This window comes from Streptomyces sp. NPDC097981 (genome assembly GCF_040302565.1).
Classification (GTDB): Bacteria; Actinomycetota; Actinomycetes; order Streptomycetales; family Streptomycetaceae; genus Streptomyces.
On sequence record NZ_JBEORW010000044.1, the window covers coordinates 20,191 to 47,184 of the forward strand.

Here is a 26,994-nt window from a genome sequence, read left to right on the forward strand (position 1 = left end):
CCTTCGACAGAGCTCGAAGCCCGCCCGCAGCACGATGTTTTCGCAGGTGGGGGGCGATGAGGATGGACGCGTCCCCCGGTCCGCGGCGTCTCGCGGCCCCTCGTGTCCCCAGCGGAGTCCAGATGTCCCGACACCCTCGTACCCCCGGCGATCACAGCGCCCCCAGCGCCCCCCGTATCCCCGGCGCCCCTCGTACCCCTGGCGCCCTTTCCGAACCGGCCGCCCGCGCGACGGGCCTGACCAAGGTGTACGGGAAGGGGGAGACCCGCGTCAGCGCCCTGAACGCGGTGTCCGTCGAGTTCGCCCGGAGCCGGTTCACCGCCGTCATGGGCCCCTCCGGATCCGGCAAATCCACCCTGATGAACTGCCTGGCCGGACTGGACACGGTGACCTCCGGTTCGGCACGCATCGGCGGCACCGAACTGTCCACCCTCACGGAGCGGCAACTCACCGCTCTGCGGCGGGACAAGGTGGGCTTCGTCTTCCAGGGCTTCAACCTGCTGCCCACCCTCACCGCGATGGAGAACGTCACACTGCCGCTGCGGATCGCCGGGCGCAGCCCCGAGGCGGACTGGCTGGAGGCCGTCGTCAACACCGTGGGCCTGTCCGGCCGGCTGGGCCACCGGCCGGCCGAGCTGTCGGGCGGCCAGCAGCAACGGGTCGCGGTGGCCCGCGCGCTCGTCACCCGGCCCGAGATCGTCTTTGCCGACGAGCCGACCGGAAACCTCGACTCACGATCCGGATCCGAGGTGCTGGGCTTCCTGCGCGACTCGGTACGGGAACTCGGCCAGTCGGTGGTCATGGTCACCCACGACCCGGTGGCCGCCGCCCACGCGGACCGGGTGGTGTTCCTCGCCGACGGCCGGGTCGTCGACGAACTGAGCGAGCCGACCGCCGCCGCCGTGCTCGACCGGATGCTCCGCTTCGAAGCCCAAGGCCGCACCCGCACCCGCTGACCCGCCCTCCCGTGCCGGTCCCGCACGGTGCCCCTTCCCCTTCGAGTTCCTCCCCGAGAACCCTCCGCGGTACCGGGCGCGCACACCCCGCGCCGGCCCGTACCCCCTCCCGGAAGCTCCCCATGCTGCGAACAGCCCTGCGCAACCTCCTCGCGCACAAGGCCCGTCTGACCATGACCCTCCTGGCCGTCTGCCTCGGTGTCGCATTCGTCTCCGGCACCCTCGTCTTCGCGGACTCCTCCGCCGCCGCCCACCGGGCCGCCGCGTCGAAGAGCTTCGCGGACATCGCAGTGACCGTCACGCCGAAGAATCCCCCGTCCGCCTCCGCCGCCGACCAGCGCGCCACCGCGCTCGACGACGCGCTCGTCCGGAGACTGGCCGCCGTGCCCGGAGTCGCCGCCGTCCTCCCGTCGGCCGACGGCTCGGCCACCCTCGCCGCGTCGGACGGCACCCCGCTGCGGGCCGGCAAGGCGTGGGCGAACCTGGCCGCCGCATACGTACCGGGCAAGGACGGCAAGGACGGCCGCCATCCGCTGATCAAGGGCCGCGCCCCTGCCGGCGAGGACGAGCTCGCCGTGGACAGCGGCACCGCCGCCGCCGGCCGGTTCGGCATCGGTGACACGCTCACCCTGGCGACCGACGGCCCGGTCATGACGAAGCGGCTCGTGGGCATCGTCACCACCAAGGACCCCCGGGTGACCGCAGGCGGCACCCTCGCCCTGTTCGACCAGGCCACCGCCCAGAGAATGTTCGCCTCCCCGGGCCACTACACCGGGATCGATCTGGCCGCAGCCGACGGTACCGGCCAGTCAGAGCTCGCCGCACGGGTCACCGCCGTACTCCCGGCCGACCGGGCCGAGACCACCACCGCGGCCGCCCAGGCCGCCCAGCAGACCGTCTACGTCGACACGCTGACCCGCGGCTACACCAAAATGCCGCTGCTCTTCGCCGGCGTCTCGTTGTTCATCGGCTCGTTCCTCATCGTCAACACCTTCACGATGCTCGTCACGCGGCGCACCCGCGAGATCGCCCTGCTGCGGGCGATCGGTGCCTCACGCCGCCAGGTAGCAGGCTCGGTCCTCGCCGAGGCGGCGCTGCTCGGCCTCCTCTCCTCGGCGGCGGGATTCCTCCTGGGCCTCGGCATCGCCTCCGTACTGCCCGGCCTGCTGAGCACCGCTCAGGACCCCCTGCCCGACGCACCGCTTGTGATCGGCCCGCGCCCCGTCCTGGCCGCGCTCGCCGTCGGCGTGGGCGTGACGGTCCTCGCCGCCTGGCTGCCGTCCCGCAGGGCGGCGAAGGTCGCACCCGTCGAGGCGATGCGCTCGGCGGAGCAGCCGCCCTCCGCCGCCCGGACCCGGGTGCGCGGCGCCCTCGGGCTGGTGCTGCTCCTCCTCGGCGCGGGGCTGCTCGTGTCGCTCACCGGGGCGAAGGACGCTTCGGTGGAGAACCTGCGGAGCGCGATGCTCGCCTGCGGCGTCCTCGTCACCGCCCTGATCGTGCTGGCACCCCTGCTCGCCGGCCCGGTGGTCCGGCTGACCGGCCTGCTGACCGGACGCTTCGGCGTCGTCGGCCGTCTCGCCCGGGAGAACGCGCTGCGCGACCCGCGGCGCACCGCGGCCACCGCCTCCACCCTGCTGATCAGCACGGCGCTGGTCGCCGGGCTGGCCGTCATCGGGAACTCCACCGGGCAGGCGCTGGACCGCCAGGCCGCCGCCGGTCTCACCGCCGGCCACGTGATCACCACCCGCACCCCCACGACCGGCATCGACCCGGACGCCGTACGGCGCGTGGCCGAAGTCCCCGGCGTACGGGCCGCGGTCCCCGTCGCGGACTCCACCCTGTTCACCGGCGGCGGCGTCCGGCAGATCTCCGGTGTCGCCCCGGACGCCCTGGACACCGTCATGAAGCTCGATTTCACCAGCGGCTCCGCCAGGGACCTCGGACCCGGCCGGATCGCCGTCTCCGCCACCCTCGCCCGGGAGCAGGGGCTGAGGGCGGGCGGCCGGCTGGGCGCCCGCATAGGGCGGGCCGAGGAGTTCAGGCAGTACCTCGTCGTCGGCGTGTACACGGACAACCCGGTCGCCCACGACGCGGTGGGCGACCGCAGCGAAGTACAGCAGGACGCCTTCCTGCCCGGCTCCGTACAACGGGTCCTCGTACGCACCGACGACGGCGCCGCCGCCGAGGCCACCGGGAACCGGCTGCGGACCGCGGTGGGCAACAACCCGCTGCTGACCGTCCAGGACCGGGCGAGCCTCGTCCACGAGGCCGCCGGCAGCATGAGCGACCTGCTGACCCTGATGTACGGGCTGCTCGTCATCGGCGTCGTCATCAGCGCGCTCGGCATCGTGAACACCCTGGCCATGTCGGTGTCGGAGCGCACCCGGGAGATCGGGGTGCTCCGTGCCATCGGGACGGACCGCGCCGGAATCCGGCGGATGATCCGGCTGGAGGCCCTGACCGTCGCAGCGTTCGGCACCCTGCTCGGCCTGGCCGGCGGAGTGTTCGGCGCCTGGGGCGTCGGCGCGCTGGCGGGAGGCGCAATCAAGCAGTACTCCCTCGTGCTCCCCTGGGGGACCCTGCTGCTGGTGTGCCTGCTGTCCCTCGCGATCTGCGCGGCCGCGGCGGTCGTCCCCGCCCGCCGGGCAGCCGCACAGAACCCGCTGCACGCCATCGCCGCGGAATAGCGGCGGCCGTCCTGGTCACGGGCTCGTGAGGATCACGAGTTGCCGGGTCGCCCGGGTCATCGCGACATAGCGGTCGACCGCTCCTTCGACGCCCTCGCCGAACGCCCCGGGGTCGATGAGCACGACCAGGTCGAATTCGAGCCCCTTCGACAGGCCCGGGGTCAGCGACCGGACGCGGTCCGTCGCCCGGAACGCGGGATCGCCGATGACACAGGCGATCCCGTCGGCGTGCTCGGCGAGCCAGGTGTCGAGGACCGAGCCGAGCTCCGAGACGGATCCGTGGACGACGGGAACGCCGCTGCTGCGGACGGAGGCCGGCACGTTGGCGTCCGGGAGCGCGGCCCGGATGACCGGTTCGGCTTCCGCCATGATCTCCTCCGGCGTCCGGTAGTTGACGCTCAGGGAGGCGAGGTCGATCCGGTCGAGCCCGACCCGTTCGAGGCGATCCCGCCACGACTCCGTGAACCCGTACCTGGCCTGGGCGCGGTCCCCGACGATGGTGAAGCTCCGGGAGGGGCACCGGAGCAGCAGCATCTGCCACTCCGCGTCGGTCAGTTCCTGTGCCTCGTCCACGACGATGTGGGCGAACGGGCCGGCGAGCCGGTCCGGGTCGGCGCCGGGCAGGACGGTCTCGTCGACCAGGCTGTCCTGCAGGTCCCTCCCGCGCAGCATCGTCACCGCACCTTCGCCGTCGTCGTCGGCCTGGAGCAGGTCGTCGATGACGTCGGCCATGCGCGCGCGTTCGGCGGCGACGGCGGCGTCGTGCCGGCGCTTCCGCCGCGCCGACTCGGGGTCGCCGAGCCGCTGCCGCGCCGCGTCCAGGAGCGGCAGGTCGGACACCGTCCACGCCTGGGCGTCCTCCCGCTGCAGCTTCGCGACCTCATCGCGGCCGAGCCAGGGAGCACACATCCGCAGGTAGGCGGGTACCGACCAGAGGTCTCCCACGAGGTCGGCCGGATCGAGCAGCGGCCACGCGCGGTTGAGGGCCGTGACCAGCTCCTTGTCCTCCCGCAGCGACCGCCGGAACAGGTCGGGCGACACGTCGCCGTCGTCGTCCGCGTCGCGCTTGTCCAGCAGGATCGTGACCAGCTCCGCCCAGATCTGCTCGCGCGCCTCGTTGTGCGGAGTGCCCGGTTCCGGCGCTTGGAACGCCTCGGCCCAGTCCTCGGCGCTCAGCCAGATGTCGTCCCAGTGGGTCGAGACCGTCATTCCCTCGGCGGGCGGCTCCTCGTAGAACCGGACGGCCGTCTCGATCGCCCTCACCATGTCGGCGGACGACTTCAGCCGGGCCACCTCCGGGTCGGTCTCGATCGCCGCCGTGGCCCCCTCGGCAACGAGGTCCCGCAGGATGCAGGTCTGCACCCCTTCCTCACCGAGGCTGGGCAGGACATCGGCGACGTAGGACAGGTAGGGGCGGTGCGGGCCGACGAACAGCACGCCGCCCCGACGGTGCCCCAGGCGCGGGTCGGAGTAGAGGAGATGGGCGGAGCGGTGCAGGGCGACGACCGTCTTCCCCGTGCCGGGACCGCCGTCGACGACGAGCGCGCCGCGGGATCCCGCACGGATGATGGCGTCCTGGTCGGCCTGGATCGTGCCGAGAACGTCCCGCATCCGCGCCGACCGGTTGCCGCCCAGGCTCGCGATGAAGGCGGACTGGTCGTCGAGCGCGGCATGCCCCTCGAACCCGTCCGCGGTGAACACCTCGTCCCAGTAGTCGCTGATCCGCCCGGCGGTCCAGCGGTACCGGCGGCGGCTCGCCAGGCCCATCGGGTTGGCGTGGGTCGCGGCGAAGAACGGCTCGGCCGCGGGGGAGCGCCAGTCGACGAGCAGCCGGCGGCCCGTGTCGTCGGTGAGGCCGAGCCGTCCGATGTAGACGGGCTCGGCGTCGTCCTCGCCGACGACGCGCCCGAGGCACAGGTCCAGACCGAAGCGGCTCAGGGTGCGCAGACGGGCGGTCAGCCGGTGGATCTCCGTGTCCCGTTCCATCGCCTCCCGCCCCAGACCGCCGGGCGCCCTGCGCAAGTCTTCGAGACGGGCGGACAGTTCGGCGGTCGACTGCGCGAGGCTCTTCGCGACGGCCGCGAAGTGCTCCTCGTCGCCGGCGATCAGCGCCGGGTCGGCCTTGGGGGAGAGGCGGTCGGGAAGGTCGAACGCCGTGGTGGTCAGAGGGGACGACTGCACATGCACCTCGTGGATCTCCTGTTTCCGCAGGTCCTGGCCTTGAGTCAGCGATTCTGCGGGATGCCCGGGGCCTTGCCGCAAGCCCCCTGGTGCGCTATAAGTTGAGAGTGGCAAGGGATGGGTATGCTCCCTTGCCCTTCTCGTCCGCCACGTACGGACCACCTCCTCGCGAAGCTTGGCACCATGCGTGCCCCGGTCGTACAGCAGGCCAACGGGCCCGCAGCGCCTCGGACATGCCGCGGAGCGAGGAGCCGGACGTTCCGCGCAGGGGCCGTGTCGCGGAACTAGGAACCGGTGAGGTGTACGGGACCCGCGTCGAGCGTGGCCTCGATGCCCCGCTCCGTGACCCGTACCGACGTGGGCTTCAGGTCCGGCACCGGGTTCTCGGAATCCGGCCGGCCGGCCAGCCGGTCGCGGATTCCCCGGGTGAGCCGCTCGGGGGCCGGGGTGCCCATCAGGGTGGCCTCATCGAGGGCGAACCCGACGTGGCCGTCGCGCAGTTCGGGGCGCAGGGCGATGTCGAGGGCGCCGCCCGGACCGAATCCGAGGTGCAGTACGCCGGCGGCCGGGTCGGTGGTCACACTGCTGACCGGCAGGGCCTGTTCCGCCGAAGCGAGCCAGGTGCGGACGGCCTCGACGGGTACCGTGATCCGCCCGTGCACGCCGTCCACGGCCTTCGTGCCGCCCCCGCCGAGCGGCACCCCGTCGAGGTCCAGCCGTACCGACGCTCCGCTCACCGGGCCGAGCGCGGCATCGTCCCCCGTGACGGTCACGTGGTCGGCCCGTCCCCGGGCCAGCGCCAGCAGGCCCGACCCGGCGAGGTCCGCGTCCGTCCGCCCCAGGCGTGGCCGCAGCGCCTCCTCGATGCCGTTCTCGACGACCGAGGTCGCGGCGGCCTCCGCGGCGCACGCCAGGAGCACCGTCCCCAGGACGGCGGCCAGGATCCGGGTCCGGCGCCGCCCGCGCCGGGGGCCGGCCGGCCGGCCCGCCGCTGCGGCCCCTGCGACCGCAGTGCGCGGGCTGCCGGCGCGGGCGGTGCCGGCGCGGCTCATGCCCGTACCTCCTGCGGCGTCCGGTCTCCGTGTACGGGTTCCTCCGGGCCGCCGCCCTCGGGGTCGAGGTGCGGCAGGATCCGGTCCAGCCAGCCGGGGATCCACCAGTTCGCGCGGCCGAGGAGGTTCATCGTGGCCGGGACCAGCAGCAGCCGGACCACGGTGGCGTCGACGACCACGCTGACGCCGAGACCGAGGGCGAGCATCTTGACCACCGGGTTCGCCGAGAGGAGGAAGGCGAGGAACACGCTGGTCATGATCAGAGCCGCGCAGCTGATGACGCGGGCGGTGGAGGCCAGGCCGGCCGCGACGGCGGCCTCGTTGCCCCGGCCCGCCAGCCAGTGCTCCCGGATCCGCGCCAGCAGGAACACCTCGTAGTCCATGGAGAGTCCGAACACGATGGCGAACATCATCATGGGCACGTACGACTCGATGGGCACGCTCTCGTCGACGCCCAGCAGCGAGGAGCCCCAGCCCCACTGGAAGACGGCGACGACGACGCCGAACGAGGCGCCGATCGACAGCAGGTTGAGCAGGGCCGCCTTGAGGGCGATCAGGGGGCTGCGGAACACGGTCAGCAGGAGCACGAACGCGGCGCCGACGACGAGGCCGACCACGAGCGGCAGGCGGTCGGCGAGCACGTCGCGGAAGGTCTGCTGCGCGGCGCTCTGCCCGGTGAGGTAGCCGGTGGCGTGGTACGGGTCGAGGGCGTCGGGGAGGGTCTCACCGGCCAGCCGGTGCAGCAGGTCGGCGGTGGCACGGTCCTGCGGGGCACTGTCGGGTACGACGGTGGAGATGAGCAGCGCGCCGTCCGCGGTGGGGGTGGGCGGGGTGGCCGACGCCACGCCCGGGGTGTCGGTGAGCGCTTGGTGGAGGCGCCCGGCGAGCTCCGTGCGCTGCTCGGGTGCGGCGCCGGACTTGTCGAGGGTGACCACGACGGTGACGGGTCCGTTCGCGCCCGGTCCGAACGCGTCGGAGACCAGGTCGTAAGCCCGCCGCTCGGTGGCGGTGGCGGGCGAGGCTCCGGCATCGACGTGGCCGAGCCGCATGGACGCGGCCGGTACGGCGAGCACCGCGAGGACGGTGGCACCGAGCAGCAGGAAGGTCCACGGGCGGCGTCCGACGACGGCGGCCCAGCGCTGCCAGACGTCCCCGTCCCCGTCGGGTTCGTCGACGGGAGTGCGGACGTGGAGCCGGTCGATGCGCCGGCCGGCCAGGCCCAGCAGGGCGGGTGTCAGGGTGAGCGCGGCGATCGCGCCGGTCAGCACGGTGGTGCCCGCCGCGACACCCAGCATGCCGATGAAACCGACGCCGGAGGCGAACAGTCCGGCCAGGGCCGCGGTCACGGTCAGCGCGGCGACCAGCACGGCCCGGCCGCTGGTGGCGACGGTCCGGCCGGCCGCGTCGGCCGGGTCGGGCAGGGTGTGGAGCAGTTTGCGGTGCCGGGTCACCAAGAACAGCGAGTAGTCCAGGCCGACGCCGAGGCCCATCATCACGGCGAGGGTGGGCGATACGGCGGCGAAGCTGAACTCGGCGGCGAGCAGGCCGAGCGCCGCCAGCCCGGCCAGCAGTCCGATGACGGCGCTGATCAGGGGAAACGCGGCGGCTGCCACGCTGCCGAAGCCCAGCAGCAGGACGATCACGGCCGTGGCAATGCCGATGATCTCGGACGCCCGGTCGGCGCCGGCCGGGGCGGCGAGCTTGCCGAGCGGTCCGCCGTACTCGACGGTGATGCCGTCGGCGCGCAGCGGGGCGACGGCGGCGTCGACCTGTTCCAGGTAGGCCTTGTCGAACTGGGCGGGGTTCGAGTCGAACCGGACGGTGTAGTAGCCCGTGCGGCCGTCCTGCGTCACGGCGGCAGGAGTGGCGAGCGGGTCGGCCACGCCGACCACCTCAGGCAGGGCGGCGAGCCGCTGTCCGGCGCTCTCCACGGCGTCCCGGTGTCCGGCCAGGCCCTTCCCGTCGGCCGAGAGCACGATCTGCGCCGGCACCCCCCGGCCGGCCGGGCCGCCGTGGGCGTCGAGCAGGTCCGCGCCGGTCTGCACCGCGGTGCCGGGGAGGGTGAAGTCGTCCTCGTACTGTCCGCCCCAGGCCCGGTCGGCGCCGACGACCGCCAGCAGGGCGAGGAGCCATACGGTGATCACGAGCCAGGGCCGGCGGGCGCAGGCCCGGCCGGTCCGGTACAGCAGGCCGCGCGGGGCGGAGCCGGGTGGTGCGGCCTGGTCACTGGGTTTCATCGGGGAATCCTTGCCGGTGAATCGGTACGGGGAGGAAGCGAAGGGGAAGCGTGCGGCCGGCCGCACGAGCACCCGGTACCGATCATGACCGCCGATTGACCGGGGATCATGAGGGGATTGTTAGGGCTGTGTGAGGCCGCGCGGGACGTCGGGCCGCGCAGTCCGGAGGCGGGGCGCAGGCTGGCTAGCATGATTCGCGTCCCCGCTCGTCATCCGCGGCTCCGCTCCGCGCACAGCTCACCGGAGTGGTCATGAACTCCCCGAAGGGGCTCGTCCTGATTGTGGAGGACGACCCGAACATCGCCGCGTTGCAGCGGCTGTACCTGGAGCGGGACGGCTATCGGACGGAGACGGCCGAGGACGGCCTTGCGGGTCTGGACGCGGTGGCGCGGCTCGCGCCGGCCGCGGTCGTACTGGACGTCGGGCTGCCCGGCATGGACGGGGTGACGCTGTGCCGCCGCCTGCGCGAGCGGGACGACTGGACCCCGGTCCTGCTGGTCACGGCGCGCGGTGACGAGGCGGACCGGATCCTGGGCCTGGAGCTCGGCGCCGACGACTACCTCACGAAGCCGTTCTCGCCGGGCGAGCTGGTGGCCCGCGTCAACGCGGTGCTCCGCCGCGGAGCCCGACCCGTGGCGGCTCCGGCCGTGCACACGGCCGGTCGGCTGCGGGTCGATCCCGGCCGGCACACCGTTCATGTCGACGGCACTCCCGTGGAGTTCACCGCTCTGGAGCTCAACCTGCTCGCCTACCTGCTGGCACACCGCGGGCAGGTGTTCACCCGGGCCCAGCTGCTGGACCAGGTGTGGGGCGACTCGGCCCACCGCGACCAGCGCGTGGTCGACGTGTACGTCTCCCAGATCCGCGGCAAGCTCGGCGACGCCAGCCCGATCAGGACCGTCCGGGGCGTCGGCTACAGCGCGGCCGGGGAGCCCGGGTGAGCCCCGCCCGTCCCGGGTGGCCGACGCGCCGGCGGGGCACCCTCGCGCGGGAACTGGTCCTGTTCGCGGGGCTCGTCGCACTGGTCGCCGTACTGATGAGCGGGGTCACCGCCTGGTACACCGCCCGGGGCAGCGCGGAGGCACAGGAGCGAGGCCAGCTCGCCCGGCAGGCCACCGCACTGAGCCGGATTCCGCGGCTCTCCGTGCTGCTCGTGGAGGGGGAGCAGTTGATCGCCGGCTCCGACGGGGTGCGCCTGGCCGTCCTCGACGCGGCGGGCACGCTCCGCGGCCCGGCCTCGGCGGCGGTCACGAACGCGCAGCGGGACCGGCTGCTCACGCGCAAGCCGCTCTCGGCGACCGCGACCCTCGACGGGGAGCAGGTCATCGTCGAGGGGCGGACGTTCGGGGCGGGCGGGGTGGTGCTCGCCAAACCGATGGGAGAGGTGGACGCCGCCGCCGCCCGCACCCGCCGGAGCCTGGTCCTGCCACTGTGCGCAGGCCTGGCCGGTGCGGCCCTTGCCGGGCTGCTGCTGGCCCGCCGCATCACCCGCCCGCTGACCCGGGCCGCCGAGGTTGCGGGCCGCCTGGCCGACGGCCACCGCGGGATCACGGCGGCCGAACCGGGGGGCCGGCCGGACGGCAGGCCGGACCGCGGCCCGCATCGCGGACCCGGCGCCGGACCGAGCGGCAGCGGACCGAGCAGCGGGGGACCGAGCGGCCGGGGACCCGCCGAAGTGGTGGAACTGAGCCGTGCCATGGCCGTCCTGGACCGGGCTCTGCAGCGCAGCGAGGAAGGCCGGCGCGAGTTCCTGCTCTCCATCTCCCACGAGATCCGCACTCCGCTCACGACCATGCGCGGATACGCGGAAGCCCTGGCCGACGACGTCATCCCCGCGGACCGGGTGCCCGAAACCGGCCGGGTCCTGGTCGCCGAGGCGCAGCGGCTGGACCGGTTCCTTTCCGACCTGCTCGACCTGGCCAGGCTGGAGGCCGACGAGTTCCGGCTCGAACCGTCCGACACCGACCTGGTCGTGCTCCTGGAGCAGACGGCCGAGGTGTGGCGGGAGCGGTGCGCCCGGCACGGGGTCGAGTTCCGGTGGGAACCGCCCGCGGCGGACGTGCACCTCCCACCCGTACGGACCGACGGCTTCCGGGTCCGGCAACTCGCCGACTGCCTGCTGGCGAACGCCCTGCGGATCACTCCGGCGGGCCGGCCCGTGGTCCTGGCCCTCGGAGCGGTCCCGGACGGCGGAGTGCGCATCGAGGTCCGCGACGGCGGTCCGGGGCTGACGGACGACGACGTGGCGGTGGCCTTCGAACGGGGCGCGCTGCACGAGCGCTACCGCGGTGAGCGCCCGGTCGGCAGCGGGCTGGGCCTGGCCATCGCGCACCGTCTGGCCACCCGGCTGGCGGGCACCCTGACCGCCCTCGGCCACGGCCCCGAAGGCGGCGCGGTGTTCACCCTCTCCCTCCCGGCCGGCCTGCCCGACCGGGAGGGCGGTTGACCGTACTGGCAGGGCTTCCCGCGCCCCCTGCAGGGCAGTTGCGATCCTCGGGACGATGACCCCGGCAGTTCGCTCCCGCCGACGGCCCCGGATCGACGACGGTGGTCTGCTCCTGCGTGACGAACGACTCGACCACTTTGGTGCCGGGCGGGGAAGAGTCCTGTCGAACGGCAGTTCAGGACAGGACCTGTCCTTTGACGCGGGCATAGTGGAATTCATGACGAGTGACACGACCGCCCGGATGCTGCGTCTGCTGTCCCTGCTGCAGACCCGGCGGGAATGGGCCGGTCTCGACCTGGCCGACCGGCTCGGCGTGACCGTGCGCACGGTGCGGCGCGACATCGACCGGCTGCGCGAGCTGGGCTATCCGGTGGACGGCACCCGCGGACTCGGCGGCGGCTACCGCCTGGCCTCCGGCGCGGACCTGCCGCCCCTCCTCTTGGACGACGAGGAGGCCGTGGCCGTCGCGGTCGCCCTGCGTACGGCCGCAGGCGGTCTCACAGGGATCGAGGAGACGGCGCTGCGCGCGCTGGCCAAGCTGGAACAGGTCCTGCCCAGGCGCCTGCGCGGCCAGGTCAGCGCACTTCAAGGAGCCGTTGCAGGGATCACCTGGGAGGACCGCGGACCGCGCAGCGACCCCGCCCTCCTCGCGATGCTCGCCGTCGCCTGCCGCGACCACGAGATCCTCACCTTCGACTACACCCCCCGCCACGGCGCCACCGCGGCGCGCCGCGTCGAACCCTGCCATCTGGTCTCCTCGGGCAGACTGTGGTACCTGCTCGCCCATGACCTCGGCAGGGATGACTGGCGCGTCTTCCGCCTCGACCGCATATCGGCCCCCGGCCCGACGGGCCGGCGCGTCCCTCCGCGCCCGGTGCCCGGTGACGCCCCCGCCGACTTCGTCGCCCGCCGGCTCTCGGCCGCTCCGACCCGGTACCGCGCCGTCGCCACCGTGCGCGTATCCGCCGGTCACCTTGGTGCCCATGCCCGAGGGCCGGCCGGCCGGATCCGCCCGGTGAGCGACGACACCTGCCTCGTCGACGCCTCCGACGACTCCCTGGCCCGCATCGCGCAAACCCTCGCGGCCCTGGGCACCGACTACTCGCTCGACGCCGACCCGGACGTCGTCCGGTACCTCCGCGACACGGCCACCCGCACCCTGCGCGCCGTCGACTGACCCGGCACGGCGGCTCAGGCTTCGGGGAGGACGTGCCCGTCCTCGTCGAGGGCGGGGTGGATCCGTTTCGGGTCCTGGCTTTCGGTACCGGACGGGCGCGGGCCCTCGGGCCCGTCGGGGCCCCAGCGCAGCAGGCGGCAGGTGCGGGCGAGGTTCCCGTTTCCTAGGCTGGCCCCGTGACACCATCGAACACGTACGTGCATCCCCGTTGGGGTCTTCAGTTCCACTGGTGGGCCGTGGACCCCTCCGGGCAGGTGGGACTGTTCCACTCCGCCTTCGGGCCCGTCCCGGCCGCGGCCCATGCCCACGTGGCCGCCATGGACGGTGCGACCGCCCGGGCAAGGGTGTCCCACCCCGAGTGGTTCGACTGGACCTGCCACGACGATCCCCAGGAGTGCCCGCAGACCCACTGCCCGGTCACGCTGGACCGAGGGCCCTACCTGTTCACCTGGGACGAGGAAACCGACGACCGGTACACGCGTTTCGGCGTACCGAAGGAGCCGCTGCTCGCCTCCGAGATGCCACGAGGGCAGGCAGAGGCCGCCCGGCTGATCGGGACCGACTTCCTCTTCGAACGGGCCGTCCGGGTCGATCTCCGCTACCTCGGAGGCCGGGAGCTGCTGTCCGGGAGCGACCCGGACCGCAACGTCGCGGCCCGTGGGGTGCGGGCATGACTTTGTACGAGTCCGGGGCTAGAAGGCCGAGTGCGCGAACCAGTGGGCGATCAGGTCCGGGTCCCCGAGCAGCCGGAACGCGTCGCCCCGGTGGTCCAAGCGGCCGTAGAGCGCCAGGAGCAGGTCCGCGGCCGTTCCCCGGACCGTGGCGTCCGCCGTGCGGGACTCGGGACCGTCGGCCACCAGCGCGAAGCCGTCGGGGCGCAGTGCGACCAGCCAGTCGCCGTCACCGTCCGTGCAGCTGAAGCGAATGGTCCGGTCGGCGGCTCGCAGTCGGGCGGTCAGCGGCGCGAAGGGGAAAGCGAACGGCAGGTTGGTGAGGAACTCGTCGATGCCGTCGACGGCCAGTGCGCGGTCGATGTGCGGTGAGAGCCCGAGTGCGAGTTCGGCGTCGACCCGGTGGACGAGGGTCTCGAAGAGCATGCGCCGGACCCAGAACCGGGCGTGCTGGTCGACGCCCCAGGCCCACATCGGCGCGTCCAGGTCGGTGGCGGCGAACACCTCGGCGGCCTCCGCCGCGCTCGCGGCCAGCCAGTCCGGGAAGCCGTCGGGCTGCTCGGGCAGGCGCAGGTCCACCTCGCGGCTGGCCGGCGGCTGCTGGATGCGCCGGCGAAGGAGCTCGCTGAACCAGCGGTGCACGCTGCCGGCGTGCTGTGTGAGATCGGCGAGGGACCAGCCGGGGCAGGTCGGCACCGGGGTGGAGAGATCGGCTGCCTTGACCGTGGCAACGAATGCGGCGGACTCGGCTGCGACGGCCGCTCCGTGCTGGGCGGGCTTCATGTCTGTGCGCCTTCCTCTGATGCTGCTGCCCCGGTGGCAAAGAGATGCTTGAGAAGCTGGATGGTTAATATCCTTAAGTAATGGTGAAGGTAAGTCGCGAGCGTCGGAGGTGTCAACTTCCGGCCCGCCCGCGCGGGGTGGGCCGTCAGCCGCCCGCTCCCTTGCGCGCGCGGAAGGCCGCGGCCTTGGTGCGGTTCTGGCAGGCGGTGGAGCAGAACTGGCGGGCCGCGTTGCGAGAGGTGTCCACGTAGACCCGATCGCAGCGCCCGGCCCGGCACACGCCCAGCCGGCCCGCGAGGCTGCCGCCCACCGCGAGCGCCAGGGCGGTCGCGCAGCTCGCGCTGTGCCCCGCCGCGAACGAGTCGTTCGCCCCGTGGAAGTGCAGCTGCCAAGGTGTGCCCTCGCCCTCCGCGCGGTCCAGGCGCGGCCGCGCGCCGCTCTCGCGCAGCAGGCGGTTGACGGTGGTCGCGGCGTCGTCCGGCCTGCCGTCCTGCATGGCCTGGAAGACCTCGCGCATGCCCTGTGCCGCGGCGGCCAGATAGTCCGCCTGCGCGGCGTCGATCGTGCGCGGGAGCGAGGCCGCGGCGGGGGGGACTGCGGCGTCGATGGCCGCAGGCAGTTCCGCGCCGCGGGGTGCGGCGTACGGGCGCCCGCGCGCCTCCCCGCCGGTCAGCGCGTTCACGAGCGACACGGCGTGGTCCAGCAGCACCGCCACGTGACTGTCGAATATCACTTGACCAGTCACTCCTTCCGTCGTTAGCGTCCGTGACTGACATTACTCGATTAGACAGTCACGTGAGAGGTGGTGCCATGCCGCGGACCGTATGGCTGCTGGTCGCCGCGCGCGCGATCAACCGACTCGGCGCTTTCTCCCTGTCCTTCCTCACGGTCTTGATCAGCGCCGACTTCGGCGCGAGCGCCACCACGGCGGGCCTGCTCTCGGCGGCCTTCGGCCTCGCGACGATCCCGTCACGGATCGCCGGAGGCCGCCTTTCGACCCGTCTCGGGCGCCGCCGCACCATCGTGCTCGGCCTCACCGGATGCGCCGTCGCGCAGCTGGGCATCGCCGCCGCCCGATCGCCCGCCGCGGTGGCCGTCTTCGTGATCCTGCTCGGCCTGGCCTTCGAGCTCTACGAGCCGCCGAGCCAGGCGCTGATCGCCGACGCGGTAGGCCCCGCCGAGCGGGTCCGCGCCTACAGCCTGCTCAACGCCGCCCTCGCCGCGGGCGGCACGGGCGCGGGCCTGATCGCCGCGGCCCTGGGCCGCTGGGACCTGCGCTGGCTTTTCGTCGTCGACGCGCTCACCTGTCTCCTGTGCGCGCTGACCCTGCGCCTCGCGCTGCCCGCCGACCACACCGGCCGTCGGGCCGGTCGCGGCGGCGAACCGAACAAGGCCGCCCGCCCCTGGCGGGACCGGCGTCAGTGGGCCGTGTTCACCGCCGGCACGCTCTTCGCGCTCGTCTCCATGCAGATCATGATGGGCCTGCCGCTGGCCCTCGCCCGGCTGGGCCTCCAACCCGCCGACGCAGGACTGCTGTTCACCGCCTCGACCGTCACCATCGTCGCGGCGCAGCCGGCCGTGCGCCTGCGTCGCGTCGCCGCACTCTCCGACTCCGCCGCCCTCGCCCTCGGATACACCCTGCTGGCGACCGGCCTGGCCGGGTACGCGATGGCATCCGCCCTTCCCGCGCTCGTGACCGCCACCGCCGTGTGGAGCCTGGGCGACGTACTCGTCCTGGGCCGGGTCTTCGGCATCGTGGCGGACCTGGCGCCACGGGGCGGCGCCGACAGCTACCTCGCCGCGTACGGCGTCAGCTGGGGCATCGCCACGGTCGCCGCCCCCGTCACCACCACCCAGCTGCTCGAACACGCCGGTGTGCACGCCCTGTGGGCCGGCAGCGCAGCCCTCTGCCTCGCCCTCGCCGCGGCGCAACTCCTCGTCGTCGAACCCCTCATCAGCCCCACGAGGAGGCCACGGCCCTGGCTGACCCGGGCGGCATGAAGCAACCGGCAGGTCAGGCGCGGGTGAAGACGTCCTCATGTGCGTCGTCGAGGACGAATCCGTTGTCGAAACGGACGCGGACCTTCACCCGGTGCCTCTGCCCCTGGTAGGCGATCCACTCGGATTCCAGCGACCCGACCTGCTCTTCGAGCTGCTTCCTGCTCCCCGGGGGCATCTGGTGTCCGAAGTCGTCGAGCAGCGACTTGAGCCGTACGTACTCGACGACTTCCCGGCTCTGCTGCCGGTGCTGCTCGGTCACCCGCTCGACGGTGCCCTCGGTGCCGGCTGCCAGGGACAGGGAGCCGGCGACGGTACCCGTCGCCGCCGAGTCCCCGGCCAGGACGACCGTCCCGGTCAGCACGAGGTCTGCCGCCAGCCTGACCCGCTGGCCTTCTTCGAGCGTCATCGGTCCCTCGTCCCTCCGGTCGGTCGGTTCCGCGCCCCTGCACGCGCACGGGGGCGGCCTGGATCCGGTGCCATTATCCAGGCGGCCCTTCACCGACGGACACCGGCGGGCGGAGCACCCCCGAGTCTGCCCGGGGCCGCCACCCGCCCGCCGTACCGGACCGGCGGATCAGTGCGAGCGGACGAGCCGCGCGTACGCGTCCGCCAGCTCCGACGTCACCTTGCCGACCTGGTACGTCCGCTCGTCGATCCCGCTGACCGGCTGGACCTCGTACGCCGTGCCCGTGAGGAACACCTCCTCGGCGGCTTCGAGTTCGTCCGGCCGGATCCTGCGCTCGACCACTTCGATGCCGAGGCCGGCGGCGAGCGCGATGACCGTCTGGCGGGTGATGCCGTCGAGGAAGCTGTCCGGTGTCGGGGTGTGCAGGGCGCCGTCGATCACCAGGAAGAGATTGGCCCCGGTGGCCTCGGCGAGCCCGCCGCGCAGGTCGAGGAGCAGGGCGTCGTCGTAGCCCGCCGCCTCGGCCTCGTCGCGGGCCAGGGTGCAGATGTTGTACAGCGAGGAGGCCTTGGCCCGGACCGGTGCGGTCGCGGCGTCGGGACGGCGCCACTTCGAGGTCCGCAGCCGTATGCCGTGGCGCGCCGCGTCGGCGGAGAAGACGTGCGGCCAGTCCCATGCGGCCACGGCCACGTGCGTGGTGGTGCCGGCCCCCGAGACGCTGATCTGCTCGCTGCCCCGCCAGGCCACCGGCCGGACGTAGCCGTCCACGATGCCCTCGCGCCGGATGACCTCCCGCGCGGCGGCGTCGAGTTCGGCAACGGAGAACGGGATCGAATAGTTCAGCTCCCGCGCGGAGGAGTGCAGCCGCTCGGCGTGCTCCAAGGACTTGAACATGCGGCCCCCGTAGACGCGCACGCCCTCGAAGACGGCGCCGCCGTAGTGCAGGCCGTGGGTGAGGACGTGCAGCCGGGCCTCGCGCCAGGGCACGAACCGCCCGTCCAGCCAGATGGTGCCGTCGCGGTCGTCCAGGGGAATGCCGGTCACGAAGGGTTCTCCTCGGAGGTCGTGGGGGCGTAGTCGATGCGGACGGCCGTCTCCAGGTGGGCGTGGAACCGCTCCGCCTCCGCGAGGTCGGAGTGCCGGGACAGCACGAACGCCGGATAACCGGTGAAGTCCGGGTAGGGGCGGACCACGTCGCCCGGAACGAGCATCTGCACGACGTGGTCGACGCGCGGGTCGGCCCGCAGTTCGTCGAGGCCGTGGACGGACGTGATGGTGCCGTGCCCGCCGCACGGCACGATGTAGTTGGCGGCTGCCGCTACGGGCCGGGTCAGGCCTTCCTCGACCGTGTGGGTGGGCGGCAGTCCCGCCGCGAGGCGCAGCGCCTGCCCGGCGAAGTCGATGCCGGTGACGTTCTCGGCGATGTAGTGGGAGACGCCGGACCCGCCGATCCGCGCGCCCATCTCCAGGAGGTGCGGGACGGTGCCGCCGCGCAGGCGCAGCTCGGTGTGGGTGGGGCCGAAGGTGACGCCGAGGGCGGCGTGGGCGGCGCTCACCTCGCGTACGACGTCGGCCCGGACGGCCTCGGGCAGTTCGGCCGGCGCCTGGTAGACGCTCTCCTCGAAATACGGGCCCCGGGGGTCGCCCTTGAAGCCGATGGAGAGGATCTGTACCCGGCCCTCGTGGACCAGGGACTCGACGGCGAACTCCGGCCCGTCGAGGTACTCCTCGACGATCAGGCCCGCGCCCCCGTCGGCGGTCCCGGCGGAGACCCTGCGGACCTCCGCCACGACCGCGCCGAGCGTGGTGGGGGAATCGGCGCGGGTCACCCCGAGGCTGGACATGCCCAGGGCGGGCTTGACCACGACGGGGAAGGTCAGGCCGGCGGCCGCCACGCACGCGGCGGGGTCGTCGGAGGGGTCGAGGCGGACGAAGCGCGGCACGTTCAGCCCGGCCGCCTCCAGCCGCTCGCGCATGACCCGCTTGTCCTGGGCGCTGCGCGCGACGTCCGGGCCGATGCCGGGCAGCCCGAGCAGTTCGGCAGCCTCCGCGACGAAGGGGACGAACGGGTCGTAGAGGGTGACGATGCCGTCGAAGGGCGCGGCCTCGTGCCGCTTGCGCAGGGCCTCCAGCGCGCCGGACGGGTCGGCGGCCACGTCGAGCGGCAGCAACTCCACCACGGCCGCCGGAAGCCGGTCCGGGTCCACCTGCTCGTCGGGGCGGGGGACGAGGACCAGGTCGATGCCGGCGCGCTCTGCGCTGTCGAAGAGCCAGGGCAGGCCGACGCGCTGGTACAGCAGGACGAGGGTGGGGCGGGAGGGGGTCACAGCGGCTTCCTTGGCGGGAGGGCCTCCGGCGTGGCGGAGGAGGGGTGGGCGGGACGATCGGCCGCGGGGGAGGGACCGGCAGGGCCGGTGGGGGCGCCGAAGCCGGAGCGGCCGGCGGGAGCGGCGAGCCGGGAGGGGGCGGCCGGTGCGGCGGCCGGTGCGGCGGACGGACGGGCCCGGGGACCGCCCACGGTGAGCCACACACCGGCCGCGGACGCGGCGATCAGCAGGACGGGGAGCGCGCCGGGCGCGGCGGCCGAGCCCAGGCCCCATTCCCCGAGCCGCACGAGGAACGGCACGGCCAGCCCCAGGGCCGAGGTGAACAACGGGCCCTTGCGCAGGATCAGCTCGTGGGAAATGAGGAAGACGGGGGCTGTGAGGACCGCGCCGAGCACGGCGACGCCGCCCCAGTCGGCGGCGGACACCCCGCCGAGCGGCACGAAAAGAAGCGCCGTGAGGCCGAGCATCAGGGTGCCGGCCCCGGTGACGGCCGGCAGGGCCGCGAGCGCCGGCACGTCCGACATCCGCTGCCGGTAGACATAGCCGTACAGGGCGTACGCGAAGGTGCCGCCGAAGGCGAGTCCGCCCCCGCTGAGCAGGGCGGCCGCGCCGCCTCCGGATCCGCTCGCGCCGGCCGCGGCCCCGTCGGCCAGCAGGAAGCCGACCGCGCCGGACCCGGCGAGGGCCGTCCCGAGCGCCTTGCGGCGCGAGGACGGCTCGCGGAAGGCGAAGACGCCGATGACGAAGGTGATGCAGGGCAGCAGCGAGACGATCAGCCCGACCCGGGACGCGCCCACGTACCGGGTGCCGAGCAGGGTCCCCGAGTAGTAGGCGAAGAAGCCGAGGAACGCGAGGACCAGTACGGCCCGGGGGCGGGCGGCGGCGGTCCGGACCCCGGTGCGGCCGCGCGGGGTCAGCGCCGCGATCAGCATGATGACGAAAAATGCCGTGCCGGTGCGCCCCGCGGCCACCGCGAGCGGGGGTACGCCGGCCACCAGGTGCCCGGAGAGCAGCCAGCCCGCGGCGAGCAGGAGCACCATGCACACCGCGAGGGCGGGCACGGCCAGCCGCCCGCCCTCGCGGCCCCCGGAGACGGGTGGGGTCACCATTCCGCTCGCGCGAATTCCAGCGGGGGCAGCCGGTCCAGCTCGTTCTTGGCCCGGCGCAGCACGAGTTGGTCCTCGGTGAACGAGAACCGCTGCCTGGGCTCGCCCTCGGGGAGGTACCGGCGGACGAGTTCCTTGGCGGCGGCCCGGTACTCGTCGTCGCTGGTGACCTCGGCCTCCAGCTTCTCCACGGCGGTCACGAACGCGCGCAGTGCCTCCAGGGCCCGGGCGCGGTCGAGGCGCAGCAGGTCGCCTGCCGCGGGGGAGCCGATCAGGGCCCCGTGCTCGCGGAACCACGAGTAGAGGAAGACGCCGGTGCCGGAGTCGAAGTTGCGCGTGGCGTCGTCGGCCTGCGGGTAGCGGAACACCCGCTCCAGCAGGACCATGTCGATCTGCTGCTCGGCGAAGGGGACGAGGCCGCTGTCGGCGCAGGCGAGCACGGTCTTGGCGTCGACCTTGATCTCTTCGAGGAGCCCGACGAACCAGTTCATCTTCAGCGAGATGTTTTCGTCGAACGGCCACAGGCCCTGGTAGTGCATCGAGTCGTGGAGGTAGCCCCAGATGGCGCGGGCCTCGAAGCACACGTCGGCGGCGAGGCCGGTGGAGGCGCGCGGCAGCGATTCCGGCGTCAGTACCGCCGCGGCCGCGGGCAGCGCGTACGTCTCGTGGATCTTCCGCATCTTGTTGTAGAAGAACATGGCGTACGGCTGGTCGGTCACCTTGTCGTGCGCCGCCACGTTCTCCGGGAAGAAGACGAGGCAGGAGCCCTGGGCGAAGCCGGCGCTCCCGGTGACCAGCACGAGGGACTGGCAGTTGTTCTTCGGGTGGGGGAAGTCCCCCGCCATGTCCGCGAGCGCGTCGGGCTCCTTGCGCAGGCCGAGGAAGCAGTCGAGGCGCTTGCCCACGGGCGGGGCGCTGTTGGTGCTCTGGACCGGGGCGAGGAAGAACACCGTCTCGCCGTCGGCCGGGATCCGCAGCGCGTCGCGAGAGCGGGCGAAGTGGGGGCGGGAGCCGAGTCCGGCCTCCAGCCAGCCGTCGACGTCGGCCACCAGCGCGTCCGCCTGGCCGCCGAGCCCGTGGCCGCGGTACCAGGCCGCCGCCTCGTCCCGTATCCGGCCCAGCAGGCCGGCGTCGTCGGGGGTCGGATCGGCGATGGTGCCGTCGTCCTGCTGCCGGGTACGGAAACGATTCACCATCGGGATGATCGAGTCCGCCAGCAGCGCTGCCTCGGCGATGAGTTCCGCCGGGACGGGTGCGGTCTCGGGGGCGAAGAGGCCTGCGCTCATCGGGCGGCCCCGACGGCGAGCGGGTGCGCGGCTCCGTCCCGGACGGCCAGGACCTGGTGGACGGTGAAGACCATCGGCACGGGGCCGAAGTCCCGCAGGACCCGCAGTCCGTACCGCTCCGCCGCCACGATGGTGGTGATGCAGCCCTCGACGCGGCCCTCGGCGCAGTCGATGGCGGCCTGCGAGTTGCTCAGTACCTCGTGGATCTCGGCGGGGGCGGGCACGAGGCCTTTGGGTGCCGGGTGGGAGGCGACGCTGGCCGGAACCTGCGTACCGCTGCTGGCGAGCACCATGTTGTGCGTCGGCATGACGAAGCTGTCGATCATGTGGAGCCGGTGCAGGTTGGAGAAGACCAGCGTGTGCAGGGCCGGGTAGACGGCGCAGGCGGTCAGCGCGTGCCGTCCGTCCTCGGGCACGGCCTCCAGCGCGGATTCGATCGAGGCGTGGAGTTCAACGGTGCCCTCGACGCCGCGTCTGCGGAACCATTCGTGAGAGGCGGCTTCCAGATTGGTGCCGTGCGGACCGAGCGTGTGCAGGTGACGGACCTCGTCGGGGCGCGCATACATCGTCTGCCCTGGGCCTTCCTGTGGTTTTGCTGAGTGGCTGCTTCCGAACTACGCAGATGAAAGCAATCGCGGAAGCGAGTGGCAAGATCTTTCTATCATCGCACCCCGGATGCAGGGGAATTGAAGGGGCGGAGCAGGCGATCTCCTGCCGGACGCCGCGGGGGCGCTCGCGTTCACAGTGGAATTCAAGCCAGTGTTGCTTGAATTGACCTCATTGATGGAATAGGAAGTTCCGATTTGGAATGGCTGAAACTGCACGGAAATTCCGTTCCGCTGCAACACCCCGCGATCCCAGGGTCTGGTGCGCCGAGTGCTGTTCGGCTGGTGCCCGCTTCCACCTGGCATGATCGACGAGTGAGACATGATCCTGCGCGGCCGGACCGCACGAGGTACGTCCTGTTCGACGTCGACGGCACCTTGATCGACGCGGTGAGCAACCAGCGCCGGGTCTGGGGGACCTGGGCGCGGCGATACGGGCTGGATGCTGACCATGTCTACCAAGCGGCCCTGCGAACACGGCCGATGGAGACGTTCGCCGAGGTCGTCCCGGACCGCGATCCGCGTGAGTGCCTGACCGCGCTGCACGCATTGGAGGACGAGGACGTACGGTCCGGCGTCTATGCGGCCTTCGACGGCGCGTCGGAGCTGCTGCCCGGACTGCCGCCCGGTGCCTGGGCACTGGTGACCTCGAACTACGAGCACCGGGTGCGCGGCCGGTTCCTGCGGACGGGCCTGCCGATGCCGGACGTGATCGTGGACGCGGCTGCCGTCGAAGAGGGCAAGCCCTCTGCGGTCCCGTATCTGCGGGCCGCCGCGCTGCTGGGTGCCGAGCCCGGAGACTGCCTGGTCATCGAGGACGCGCCCTCCGGAGTGCGGTCCGGGCTGCGGGCCGGGATGACGGTGTGGGGCGTGAACACCGCGGTCCCGGTGGAGGGCGTGCACCGCCACTTCCCCAGCCTGCGCGAGGCGGTCCCGCACATCCTGGCCTTCGCTTCCGGCCCGCACGGGAACGCAGCGGCCTGAGTCCCTCCGCCGGTACCGGGCACCACGGGAATGATCTCCGCATGTCCGGTGTGATCACGATGGCCGGCGGGTCGCGGCGGCGAGGCGGCGGACGGCTTCGGTCAGTTCGGCGGGATCCGCGGCGGCCGCGAAGCCCAGGCGCAGGTGAGCGGCGGGAGGTTCGGCGGGGAAGTAGCGGCGGCCGGCGTTGACGGCGACGCCGTGCGCCCGGGCGGCGCCGGCGACGGCGGCTTCGGTCAGAGTGGCCGGCAGGCGCAGCCACAGGTGCAGGCCCCCGGCCGGGACATGGGCGAGCGTCCAGTCGGGCAGCTCGCGGGCCAGGGCGTCGGCCAGGACGGCGCACCGGTCCCGCAGCGCGGAGCTCAGCGCGCGCAGATGCCGGTCCCAGGCAGGCGTGCTGACCAGCTCGACGGCAGCCTCCTGCAGCGGTCGGGCGGTGAAGAAGTCGTCGACCAGCCGCATCCCCTGCAGGCGTTGCATCACCGGCCCGCGGGCGATGACGGCACCGATCCGCAGGCTGGGCGACGCGGGCTTGGTCAGCGAGGTGAGGTGCACGACCGTGCCGTCGCGGTCGTCGGCCACCAGCGGGCGTGGAACGGTACGGCCGTGACCGAGATGGCGGGCGAAATCGTCCTCGATCAGGAACGCGCCGGCGGCGCGCGTCACGTCCACGACCTGGCGTCGGCGTTCGGCCGAGAGCACGGCGCCGGTGGGATTGTGGAAGGTCGGCTGGCAGTACAGCAACCGGGCCCCGGTCATGGCGAAAGCGTCGGCGAGCAGATCGGGTCGGATGCCGTCGCCGTCCATCGGAACCGGTACGGGGCGCAACCCGGCGGCGCGCGCCGCCGCCAGCGCGCCGGGATAGGTGGGCGACTCCACGAGGACGGGGCCTCCTGGGGCGGCGATCGCCCGGAACAGCATGGACAGTGCGCCCTGTCCGCCGCCGGTCACCAGTACGTCCTCGGGGTCGACGCCGGTACCGGCCTGCCGGGCGAAGATCGCGCGCAGCGGTGCGAGCCCGGCGACCGGTGCCCGGTGCCAGGCGTCCGGGCGGCGGGCGGCCCGGGCCAGCGCCGCGCCGAGCGCCCGGGCGGGCTGGAGGCCCTCGTGCAGATAGCCGCCGTGCAGTGCGATGGTTCCGGCCTGCGGCGAATCGGCGGGGCCGTCGGCCTCGACGAGGCCGGTGACGGGATCCTGGCCGCGTCCGGCCAGAGCCACCGCCTGCCAGGAGGTGTCCGACGCCTCGTCAACGTGCCGTGGCCGCCGCGCCGATACGTACGTACCACTGCCGGGGCGAGTCACCACCACGCCCTCGGCGGCCAGTTGGGCGATCGCCCGGGACACGGTCACCGGCCCGACGCCGTGACGGGCGATCAGATCACGGCTGCTGGGCAGCCGGTCGCCGGGCGCGAGGCCGGCGATCTCGGTGCGGAGGATCGCCACCAGAACCTCAGTACTGCTACTGTCAGACATGAAAATACACGATAGCGCTTCTGCCTCAACGCCGGAACCGCTTCTGGACATCGCCGCCCTGCGGGCCGACACCCCCGGCTGCGAGTCGGTCATCCACTTCAACAACGCAGGCTGCGGCCTGATGGCCCGCCCGGTCCTCCAGGTGATGCTCGACCACCTCAACCTGGAGGCCGCCATCGGCGGCTACGAGGCTTCCGCCGCGCGCGCCGCCGAAGTCGCCGACTTCTACGCGGCGATCGCCGAGCTCGTCAACACCCACCCCGAGAACATCGCGTTCGCGGGCAGCGCCACCCACGCCTACAGCAAGGCGCTGTCCGCGATCGACTTCCGGCCCGGCGACGTCATCCTCACCACACGCAACGACTTCATCTCGAACCAGATCGCCTTCCTCTCGCTCCGCGCGCGCCACGCCGTCGAGATCGTGCACGCCCCCGACCACCCGGACGGCAGCGGCGTCGACGTCGAGGCGATGGCGGCACTCATGCGCGCCCGCAGGCCGCGCCTCGTCGCCGCGACCCACGTACCCACCAACTCCGGCCTGGTCCAACCCGTGGCCGAGATCGGCCGGCACTGCCGGGAACTCGACCTCCTCTACCTGGTCGACGCCTGCCAGTCGGTCGGCCAGTACGAGATCGACGTCGAGGAGATCGGCTGCGACCTGCTCACGGCGACCTGCCGCAAGTTCCTGCGCGGGCCCCGCGGCTCCGGATTCCTGTACGTGTCCGAACGGGTCTTGAATGCAGGGTTCGAGCCGCTGTTCATCGACATGTACGGCGCGCGCTGGACCGGCCCCGACACTTACCGGCCCGTGGAAACCGCAGCCAGGTTCGAGGAGTGGGAGTTCCCGTACGCGACCGTGCTCGGCTGCGCCGCCGCCGTCCGCTACGCCCTGGAAGTCGGAGTGGCGCCCGTGGCCCGGCGCACCCCTGCACTGGCCGAACGCCTGCGCGGGCAACTGGCGGCGGTACCCGGCGTACGACTGCTCGACGGCGGAGCGGCACCCGCCGCCCTGGTCACCTTCGCGATCGAGGGCTGGGACGCCCGGCCGTTCAAGGAGGCGATGGACGCACGCGGCATCAACTCGGCGCTCAGCCTGCGGGAGTTCGCCCAGTTCGACTTCACCGACAAGGACGTGGAGTGGTGCCTGCGCCTGTCGCCGCACTACTACAACACCGAGGATGAGGTCGACGCGGTCGCCGCGAGCGTCGCCGCACTCGCGGACCCGGCGATGCGCACGTCGGGTCCGGCCGGCCGCCGGGGCCCAGGGGCGGTGCGAGCCTGATGACGACCCTGTCCACCGCCCCCGACGCCGTGCCACCGGCGGAGGCGCCGGCACCCGGCCTGTGGCGCAACCGCGACTTCCTCACGTTCTGGCTCGGCGAGACCGTCTCCCTGCTCGGCACCCAGGTCACCAACCTCGCGCTGCCGCTGACCGCCATCACCGCGTTCGGGGCCACCGACGAGCAGGTCGGACTGCTGCGCTTCCTGCAGCTCGTCCCCTACCTCGGCCTCGCCCTGCTCATCGGGGTGTGGACCGACCGGGTGCGGCGCCGGCCGGTCATGCTGGGCGCCAACCTCGTCCGACTGGTCCTGCTCGCCCTCGTCCCGCTGCTCTACTGGTGGCACTTGCTCGACCTGGCCGTACTGCTCGTGATCGCCTGCGCCGTCGGCATCGCGTCGGTCGTCTTCGACGTGAGCTGGATGTCGTACGTGCCCGTGCTGGTGCGCAGTCCCGAGCACTACGTGGAGGCCGGCGCGAAGATGGGCGTCAGCTCCTCCACCGCCGACGTGGCCGGCCCCGGACTGGCCGGTCTCCTGGTGTCGGCGCTCACGGCACCCGTCGCCCTGGTCGTCGACGCCTGCTCGTACGCGCTGTCCCTCGTCTCACTGCTGCTCATCCGCACGCGCGAGCCGCGCCCCGAGCCGGCGGCCGAGCGGCATCTGCTGGGGGAGCTCCGTGACGGACTGGGCTGGGTCATGCGCAACGGCGTCCTCAGAGCACTGGCCCTCATCGGCTTCTGCTGCAACTTCTCCATGGTCACCGTGTGGACGATGTTCCTCCTCTACGGCACCCACGACCTCCACCTCGCCTCGACCACCCTGGGGGCCGTGTTCGCGACGTCCTCGGTGGGCGGGCTCATCGGCGCGCTCATCTCCCGCCGGGTGATCGCGCGGTTCCCGGTCGGCCGTGTCTACCTCGTCGCGCAGTCGGCGCTGCTGCTCGGCCCGAGCCTGATCGCCGCGGCAGCCGGGCCCCGGGTGGTGATGATCGGGATGTTCGTCCTGTCCTTCTTCACCACGTACCTCGGCCTGGGCGTGGCGGGCGTCGTCATCGTCAGCCTGCGCCAGGCGCTGACCCCGCAGTCGCTGATGGGCCGCATGACGGCGGCCTTCCGGACGCTGCTGTTCGGAGGCGGCGCCCTCGGCGGCCTGGCCGCCGGCCTCCTGGCGGGCCGGCTCGGAGCCAGAGGAGCGCTGACGGCGGCGGCGATCGCCTCGGCGGTGGTCGTGATCGGCCTGCTGGTCTCCCCGGTCAGCCGCCTGCGGGAGCTGCCGACGGCCCCGCAGGCCACCGAGGGATAGTGCCTTCCGTTGCGGGAAGGGCCCGTACCGGCA

Annotated in this window: 22 protein-coding genes and 1 pseudogene; 10 read left to right on the top strand and 13 right to left on the bottom strand. The window is 73.0% G+C overall.

From position 1 onward, the window contains the following. Nucleotides 1-122: 122 nt before the first annotated feature. Both ABTY04_RS32125 and ABTY04_RS32130 read left to right on the top strand, forming a co-directional pair. Complete coding sequence (locus ABTY04_RS32125) at nucleotides 123-956, top strand: ABC transporter ATP-binding protein (protein WP_352216959.1); 834 nt, start codon at nucleotides 123-125, stop codon at nucleotides 954-956. Between the two features lie 122 nt (nucleotides 957-1,078). Continuing rightward, nucleotides 1,079-3,643, top strand: a complete 2,565-nt coding sequence (locus tag ABTY04_RS32130; protein ID WP_352216960.1) for an ABC transporter permease — start codon at nucleotides 1,079-1,081, stop codon at nucleotides 3,641-3,643. Between the two features lie 15 nt (nucleotides 3,644-3,658). On the opposite strand, the gene helR is transcribed toward ABTY04_RS32130, so the two are convergent. From helR to ABTY04_RS32145, 3 genes are all read right to left on the bottom strand, one after another. Next, nucleotides 3,659-5,830, bottom strand: coding sequence for an RNA polymerase recycling motor ATPase HelR (gene helR, locus ABTY04_RS32135; protein ID WP_352216961.1), 2,172 nt, complete (start codon nucleotides 5,828-5,830; stop codon nucleotides 3,659-3,661). Nucleotides 5,831-6,108: 278 nt separating this feature from the next. Continuing rightward, the gene (locus ABTY04_RS32140; protein ID WP_352216962.1) at nucleotides 6,109-6,876 is read right to left on the bottom strand and encodes an LmeA family phospholipid-binding protein; all 768 of its coding nucleotides are present in this window, start codon (nucleotides 6,874-6,876) and stop codon (nucleotides 6,109-6,111) included. Next, nucleotides 6,873-9,113 carry an MMPL family transporter gene (locus ABTY04_RS32145; RefSeq protein ID WP_352216963.1) on the bottom strand — a complete coding sequence of 747 codons (2,241 nt, stop codon included), beginning with the start codon at nucleotides 9,111-9,113 and terminating at the stop codon, nucleotides 6,873-6,875. The genes ABTY04_RS32140 and ABTY04_RS32145 overlap by 4 nt, the downstream gene beginning before the upstream one ends. 251 nt (nucleotides 9,114-9,364) lie before the next feature. Between ABTY04_RS32145 and ABTY04_RS32150 the strand changes: the two genes are divergently transcribed. The 3 genes from ABTY04_RS32150 to ABTY04_RS32160 all read left to right on the top strand — a co-directional run bounded on the left by ABTY04_RS32150 (nucleotide 9,365) and on the right by ABTY04_RS32160 (nucleotide 12,736). After that, a complete protein-coding gene (locus ABTY04_RS32150; RefSeq protein ID WP_352216964.1) occupies nucleotides 9,365-10,054 on the top strand; it encodes a response regulator transcription factor in 690 nt (229 codons plus the stop codon). Further along, nucleotides 10,051-11,559, top strand: coding sequence for a sensor histidine kinase (locus ABTY04_RS32155; protein ID WP_352216965.1), 1,509 nt, complete (start codon nucleotides 10,051-10,053; stop codon nucleotides 11,557-11,559). Before ABTY04_RS32150 ends, ABTY04_RS32155 begins: the two co-directional genes overlap by 4 nt. Nucleotides 11,560-11,776: 217 nt before the next feature. Continuing rightward, complete coding sequence (locus tag ABTY04_RS32160; protein ID WP_352216966.1) at nucleotides 11,777-12,736, top strand: helix-turn-helix transcriptional regulator; 960 nt, start codon at nucleotides 11,777-11,779, stop codon at nucleotides 12,734-12,736. Between the two features lie 14 nt (nucleotides 12,737-12,750). Here ABTY04_RS32160 and ABTY04_RS32165 read toward each other — a convergent pair. Continuing rightward, nucleotides 12,751-12,888: pseudogene (locus ABTY04_RS32165) on the bottom strand (DUF5954 family protein); the annotation flags it as partial. Between the two features lie 24 nt (nucleotides 12,889-12,912). Here ABTY04_RS32165 and ABTY04_RS32170 point away from each other — a divergent pair. Further along, the gene (locus ABTY04_RS32170; RefSeq protein WP_352217001.1) at nucleotides 12,913-13,410 is read left to right on the top strand and encodes a hypothetical protein; all 498 of its coding nucleotides are present in this window, start codon (nucleotides 12,913-12,915) and stop codon (nucleotides 13,408-13,410) included. 18 nt (nucleotides 13,411-13,428) lie between these two features. Here ABTY04_RS32170 and ABTY04_RS32175 read toward each other — a convergent pair whose 3' ends face one another. Together ABTY04_RS32175 and ABTY04_RS32180 are read right to left on the bottom strand one after the other, a co-directional pair. Further along, nucleotides 13,429-14,190 carry a maleylpyruvate isomerase family mycothiol-dependent enzyme gene (locus ABTY04_RS32175; protein ID WP_352216967.1) on the bottom strand — a complete coding sequence of 254 codons (762 nt, stop codon included), beginning with the start codon at nucleotides 14,188-14,190 and terminating at the stop codon, nucleotides 13,429-13,431. 145 nt (nucleotides 14,191-14,335) lie between these two features. Continuing rightward, the gene (locus ABTY04_RS32180; RefSeq protein WP_502996760.1) at nucleotides 14,336-14,920 is read right to left on the bottom strand and encodes a CGNR zinc finger domain-containing protein; all 585 of its coding nucleotides are present in this window, start codon (nucleotides 14,918-14,920) and stop codon (nucleotides 14,336-14,338) included. An 80-nt stretch (nucleotides 14,921-15,000) separates the two neighbouring features. On the opposite strand from ABTY04_RS32180, the gene ABTY04_RS32185 reads away from it, so the two are divergent. Continuing rightward, the gene (locus tag ABTY04_RS32185; RefSeq protein WP_352216969.1) at nucleotides 15,001-16,191 is read left to right on the top strand and encodes an MFS transporter; all 1,191 of its coding nucleotides are present in this window, start codon (nucleotides 15,001-15,003) and stop codon (nucleotides 16,189-16,191) included. Between the two features lie 13 nt (nucleotides 16,192-16,204). Here ABTY04_RS32185 and ABTY04_RS32190 read toward each other — a convergent pair whose 3' ends face one another. The 6 genes from ABTY04_RS32190 to ABTY04_RS32215 all read right to left on the bottom strand — a co-directional run bounded on the left by ABTY04_RS32190 (nucleotide 16,205) and on the right by ABTY04_RS32215 (nucleotide 21,882). Beyond that, nucleotides 16,205-16,597: a hypothetical protein gene (locus tag ABTY04_RS32190; RefSeq protein WP_352216970.1), complete on the bottom strand. Its 393-nt coding sequence runs from the start codon at nucleotides 16,595-16,597 to the stop codon at nucleotides 16,205-16,207. A 168-nt stretch (nucleotides 16,598-16,765) separates the two neighbouring features. Continuing rightward, nucleotides 16,766-17,641, bottom strand: a complete 876-nt coding sequence (locus ABTY04_RS32195) for a branched-chain amino acid aminotransferase (protein ID WP_352216971.1) — start codon at nucleotides 17,639-17,641, stop codon at nucleotides 16,766-16,768. Continuing rightward, on the bottom strand, nucleotides 17,638-18,924 hold the full coding sequence (locus tag ABTY04_RS32200) for an ATP-grasp domain-containing protein (RefSeq protein ID WP_352216972.1): 1,287 nt from the start codon (nucleotides 18,922-18,924) through the stop codon (nucleotides 17,638-17,640). The genes ABTY04_RS32195 and ABTY04_RS32200 overlap by 4 nt, the downstream gene beginning before the upstream one ends. After that, nucleotides 18,921-20,033, bottom strand: coding sequence for a DMT family transporter (locus ABTY04_RS32205; RefSeq protein WP_352216973.1), 1,113 nt, complete (start codon nucleotides 20,031-20,033; stop codon nucleotides 18,921-18,923). The genes ABTY04_RS32200 and ABTY04_RS32205 overlap by 4 nt, the downstream gene beginning before the upstream one ends. Then, nucleotides 20,027-21,316: a DUF6421 family protein gene (locus ABTY04_RS32210; RefSeq protein ID WP_352216974.1), complete on the bottom strand. Its 1,290-nt coding sequence runs from the start codon at nucleotides 21,314-21,316 to the stop codon at nucleotides 20,027-20,029. The genes ABTY04_RS32205 and ABTY04_RS32210 overlap by 7 nt, the downstream gene beginning before the upstream one ends. Next, nucleotides 21,313-21,882, bottom strand: coding sequence for a bacilysin biosynthesis protein BacA (locus ABTY04_RS32215; RefSeq protein ID WP_352216975.1), 570 nt, complete (start codon nucleotides 21,880-21,882; stop codon nucleotides 21,313-21,315). Before ABTY04_RS32215 ends, ABTY04_RS32210 begins: the two co-directional genes overlap by 4 nt. A 354-nt stretch (nucleotides 21,883-22,236) precedes the next feature. On the opposite strand from ABTY04_RS32215, the gene ABTY04_RS32220 reads away from it, so the two are divergent. Beyond that, nucleotides 22,237-22,905, top strand: a complete 669-nt coding sequence (locus ABTY04_RS32220; protein ID WP_352216976.1) for an HAD family hydrolase — start codon at nucleotides 22,237-22,239, stop codon at nucleotides 22,903-22,905. A gap of 54 nt (nucleotides 22,906-22,959) precedes the next feature. Here ABTY04_RS32220 and ABTY04_RS32225 read toward each other — a convergent pair whose 3' ends face one another. Beyond that, nucleotides 22,960-24,378 (bottom strand): aminotransferase-like domain-containing protein, encoded by a 1,419-nt coding sequence (locus ABTY04_RS32225; protein WP_352216977.1) that lies wholly within the window; start codon nucleotides 24,376-24,378, stop codon nucleotides 22,960-22,962. On the opposite strand from ABTY04_RS32225, the gene ABTY04_RS32230 reads away from it, so the two are divergent. Together ABTY04_RS32230 and ABTY04_RS32235 are read left to right on the top strand one after the other, a co-directional pair. Continuing rightward, nucleotides 24,377-25,660, top strand: coding sequence for an aminotransferase class V-fold PLP-dependent enzyme (locus ABTY04_RS32230; protein WP_352216978.1), 1,284 nt, complete (start codon nucleotides 24,377-24,379; stop codon nucleotides 25,658-25,660). The genes ABTY04_RS32225 and ABTY04_RS32230 overlap by 2 nt on opposite strands. Continuing rightward, nucleotides 25,660-26,961 (top strand): MFS transporter, encoded by a 1,302-nt coding sequence (locus ABTY04_RS32235; protein WP_352216979.1) that lies wholly within the window; start codon nucleotides 25,660-25,662, stop codon nucleotides 26,959-26,961. The genes ABTY04_RS32230 and ABTY04_RS32235 overlap by 1 nt, the downstream gene beginning before the upstream one ends. The last annotated feature ends 33 nt before the right edge of the window (nucleotides 26,962-26,994 follow it).

Bases quoted from the DNA above. Each gene is read 5' to 3' on its own strand.
- ABTY04_RS32125 (WP_352216959.1), top strand. From the start codon at position 123: ATGTCCCGACACCCTCGTACCCCCGGCGATCACAGCGCCCCCAGCGCC.
- ABTY04_RS32130 (WP_352216960.1), top strand. From the start codon at position 1,079: ATGCTGCGAACAGCCCTGCGCAACCTCCTCGCGCACAAGGCCCGTCTG.
- ABTY04_RS32140 (WP_352216962.1), bottom strand. From the start codon at position 6,876: ATGAGCCGCGCCGGCACCGCCCGCGCCGGCAGCCCGCGCACTGCGGTC.
- ABTY04_RS32145 (WP_352216963.1), bottom strand. From the start codon at position 9,113: ATGAAACCCAGTGACCAGGCCGCACCACCCGGCTCCGCCCCGCGCGGC.
- ABTY04_RS32150 (WP_352216964.1), top strand. From the start codon at position 9,365: ATGAACTCCCCGAAGGGGCTCGTCCTGATTGTGGAGGACGACCCGAAC.
- ABTY04_RS32160 (WP_352216966.1), top strand. From the start codon at position 11,777: ATGACGAGTGACACGACCGCCCGGATGCTGCGTCTGCTGTCCCTGCTG.
- ABTY04_RS32175 (WP_352216967.1), bottom strand. From the start codon at position 14,190: ATGAAGCCCGCCCAGCACGGAGCGGCCGTCGCAGCCGAGTCCGCCGCA.
- ABTY04_RS32185 (WP_352216969.1), top strand. From the start codon at position 15,001: ATGCCGCGGACCGTATGGCTGCTGGTCGCCGCGCGCGCGATCAACCGA.
- ABTY04_RS32190 (WP_352216970.1), bottom strand. From the start codon at position 16,597: ATGACGCTCGAAGAAGGCCAGCGGGTCAGGCTGGCGGCAGACCTCGTG.
- ABTY04_RS32205 (WP_352216973.1), bottom strand. From the start codon at position 20,033: ATGGTGACCCCACCCGTCTCCGGGGGCCGCGAGGGCGGGCGGCTGGCC.
- ABTY04_RS32210 (WP_352216974.1), bottom strand. From the start codon at position 21,316: ATGAGCGCAGGCCTCTTCGCCCCCGAGACCGCACCCGTCCCGGCGGAA.
- ABTY04_RS32215 (WP_352216975.1), bottom strand. From the start codon at position 21,882: ATGTATGCGCGCCCCGACGAGGTCCGTCACCTGCACACGCTCGGTCCG.
- ABTY04_RS32230 (WP_352216978.1), top strand. From the start codon at position 24,377: ATGAAAATACACGATAGCGCTTCTGCCTCAACGCCGGAACCGCTTCTG.
- ABTY04_RS32225 (WP_352216977.1), bottom strand. From the start codon at position 24,378: ATGTCTGACAGTAGCAGTACTGAGGTTCTGGTGGCGATCCTCCGCACC.
- ABTY04_RS32235 (WP_352216979.1), top strand. From the start codon at position 25,660: ATGACGACCCTGTCCACCGCCCCCGACGCCGTGCCACCGGCGGAGGCG.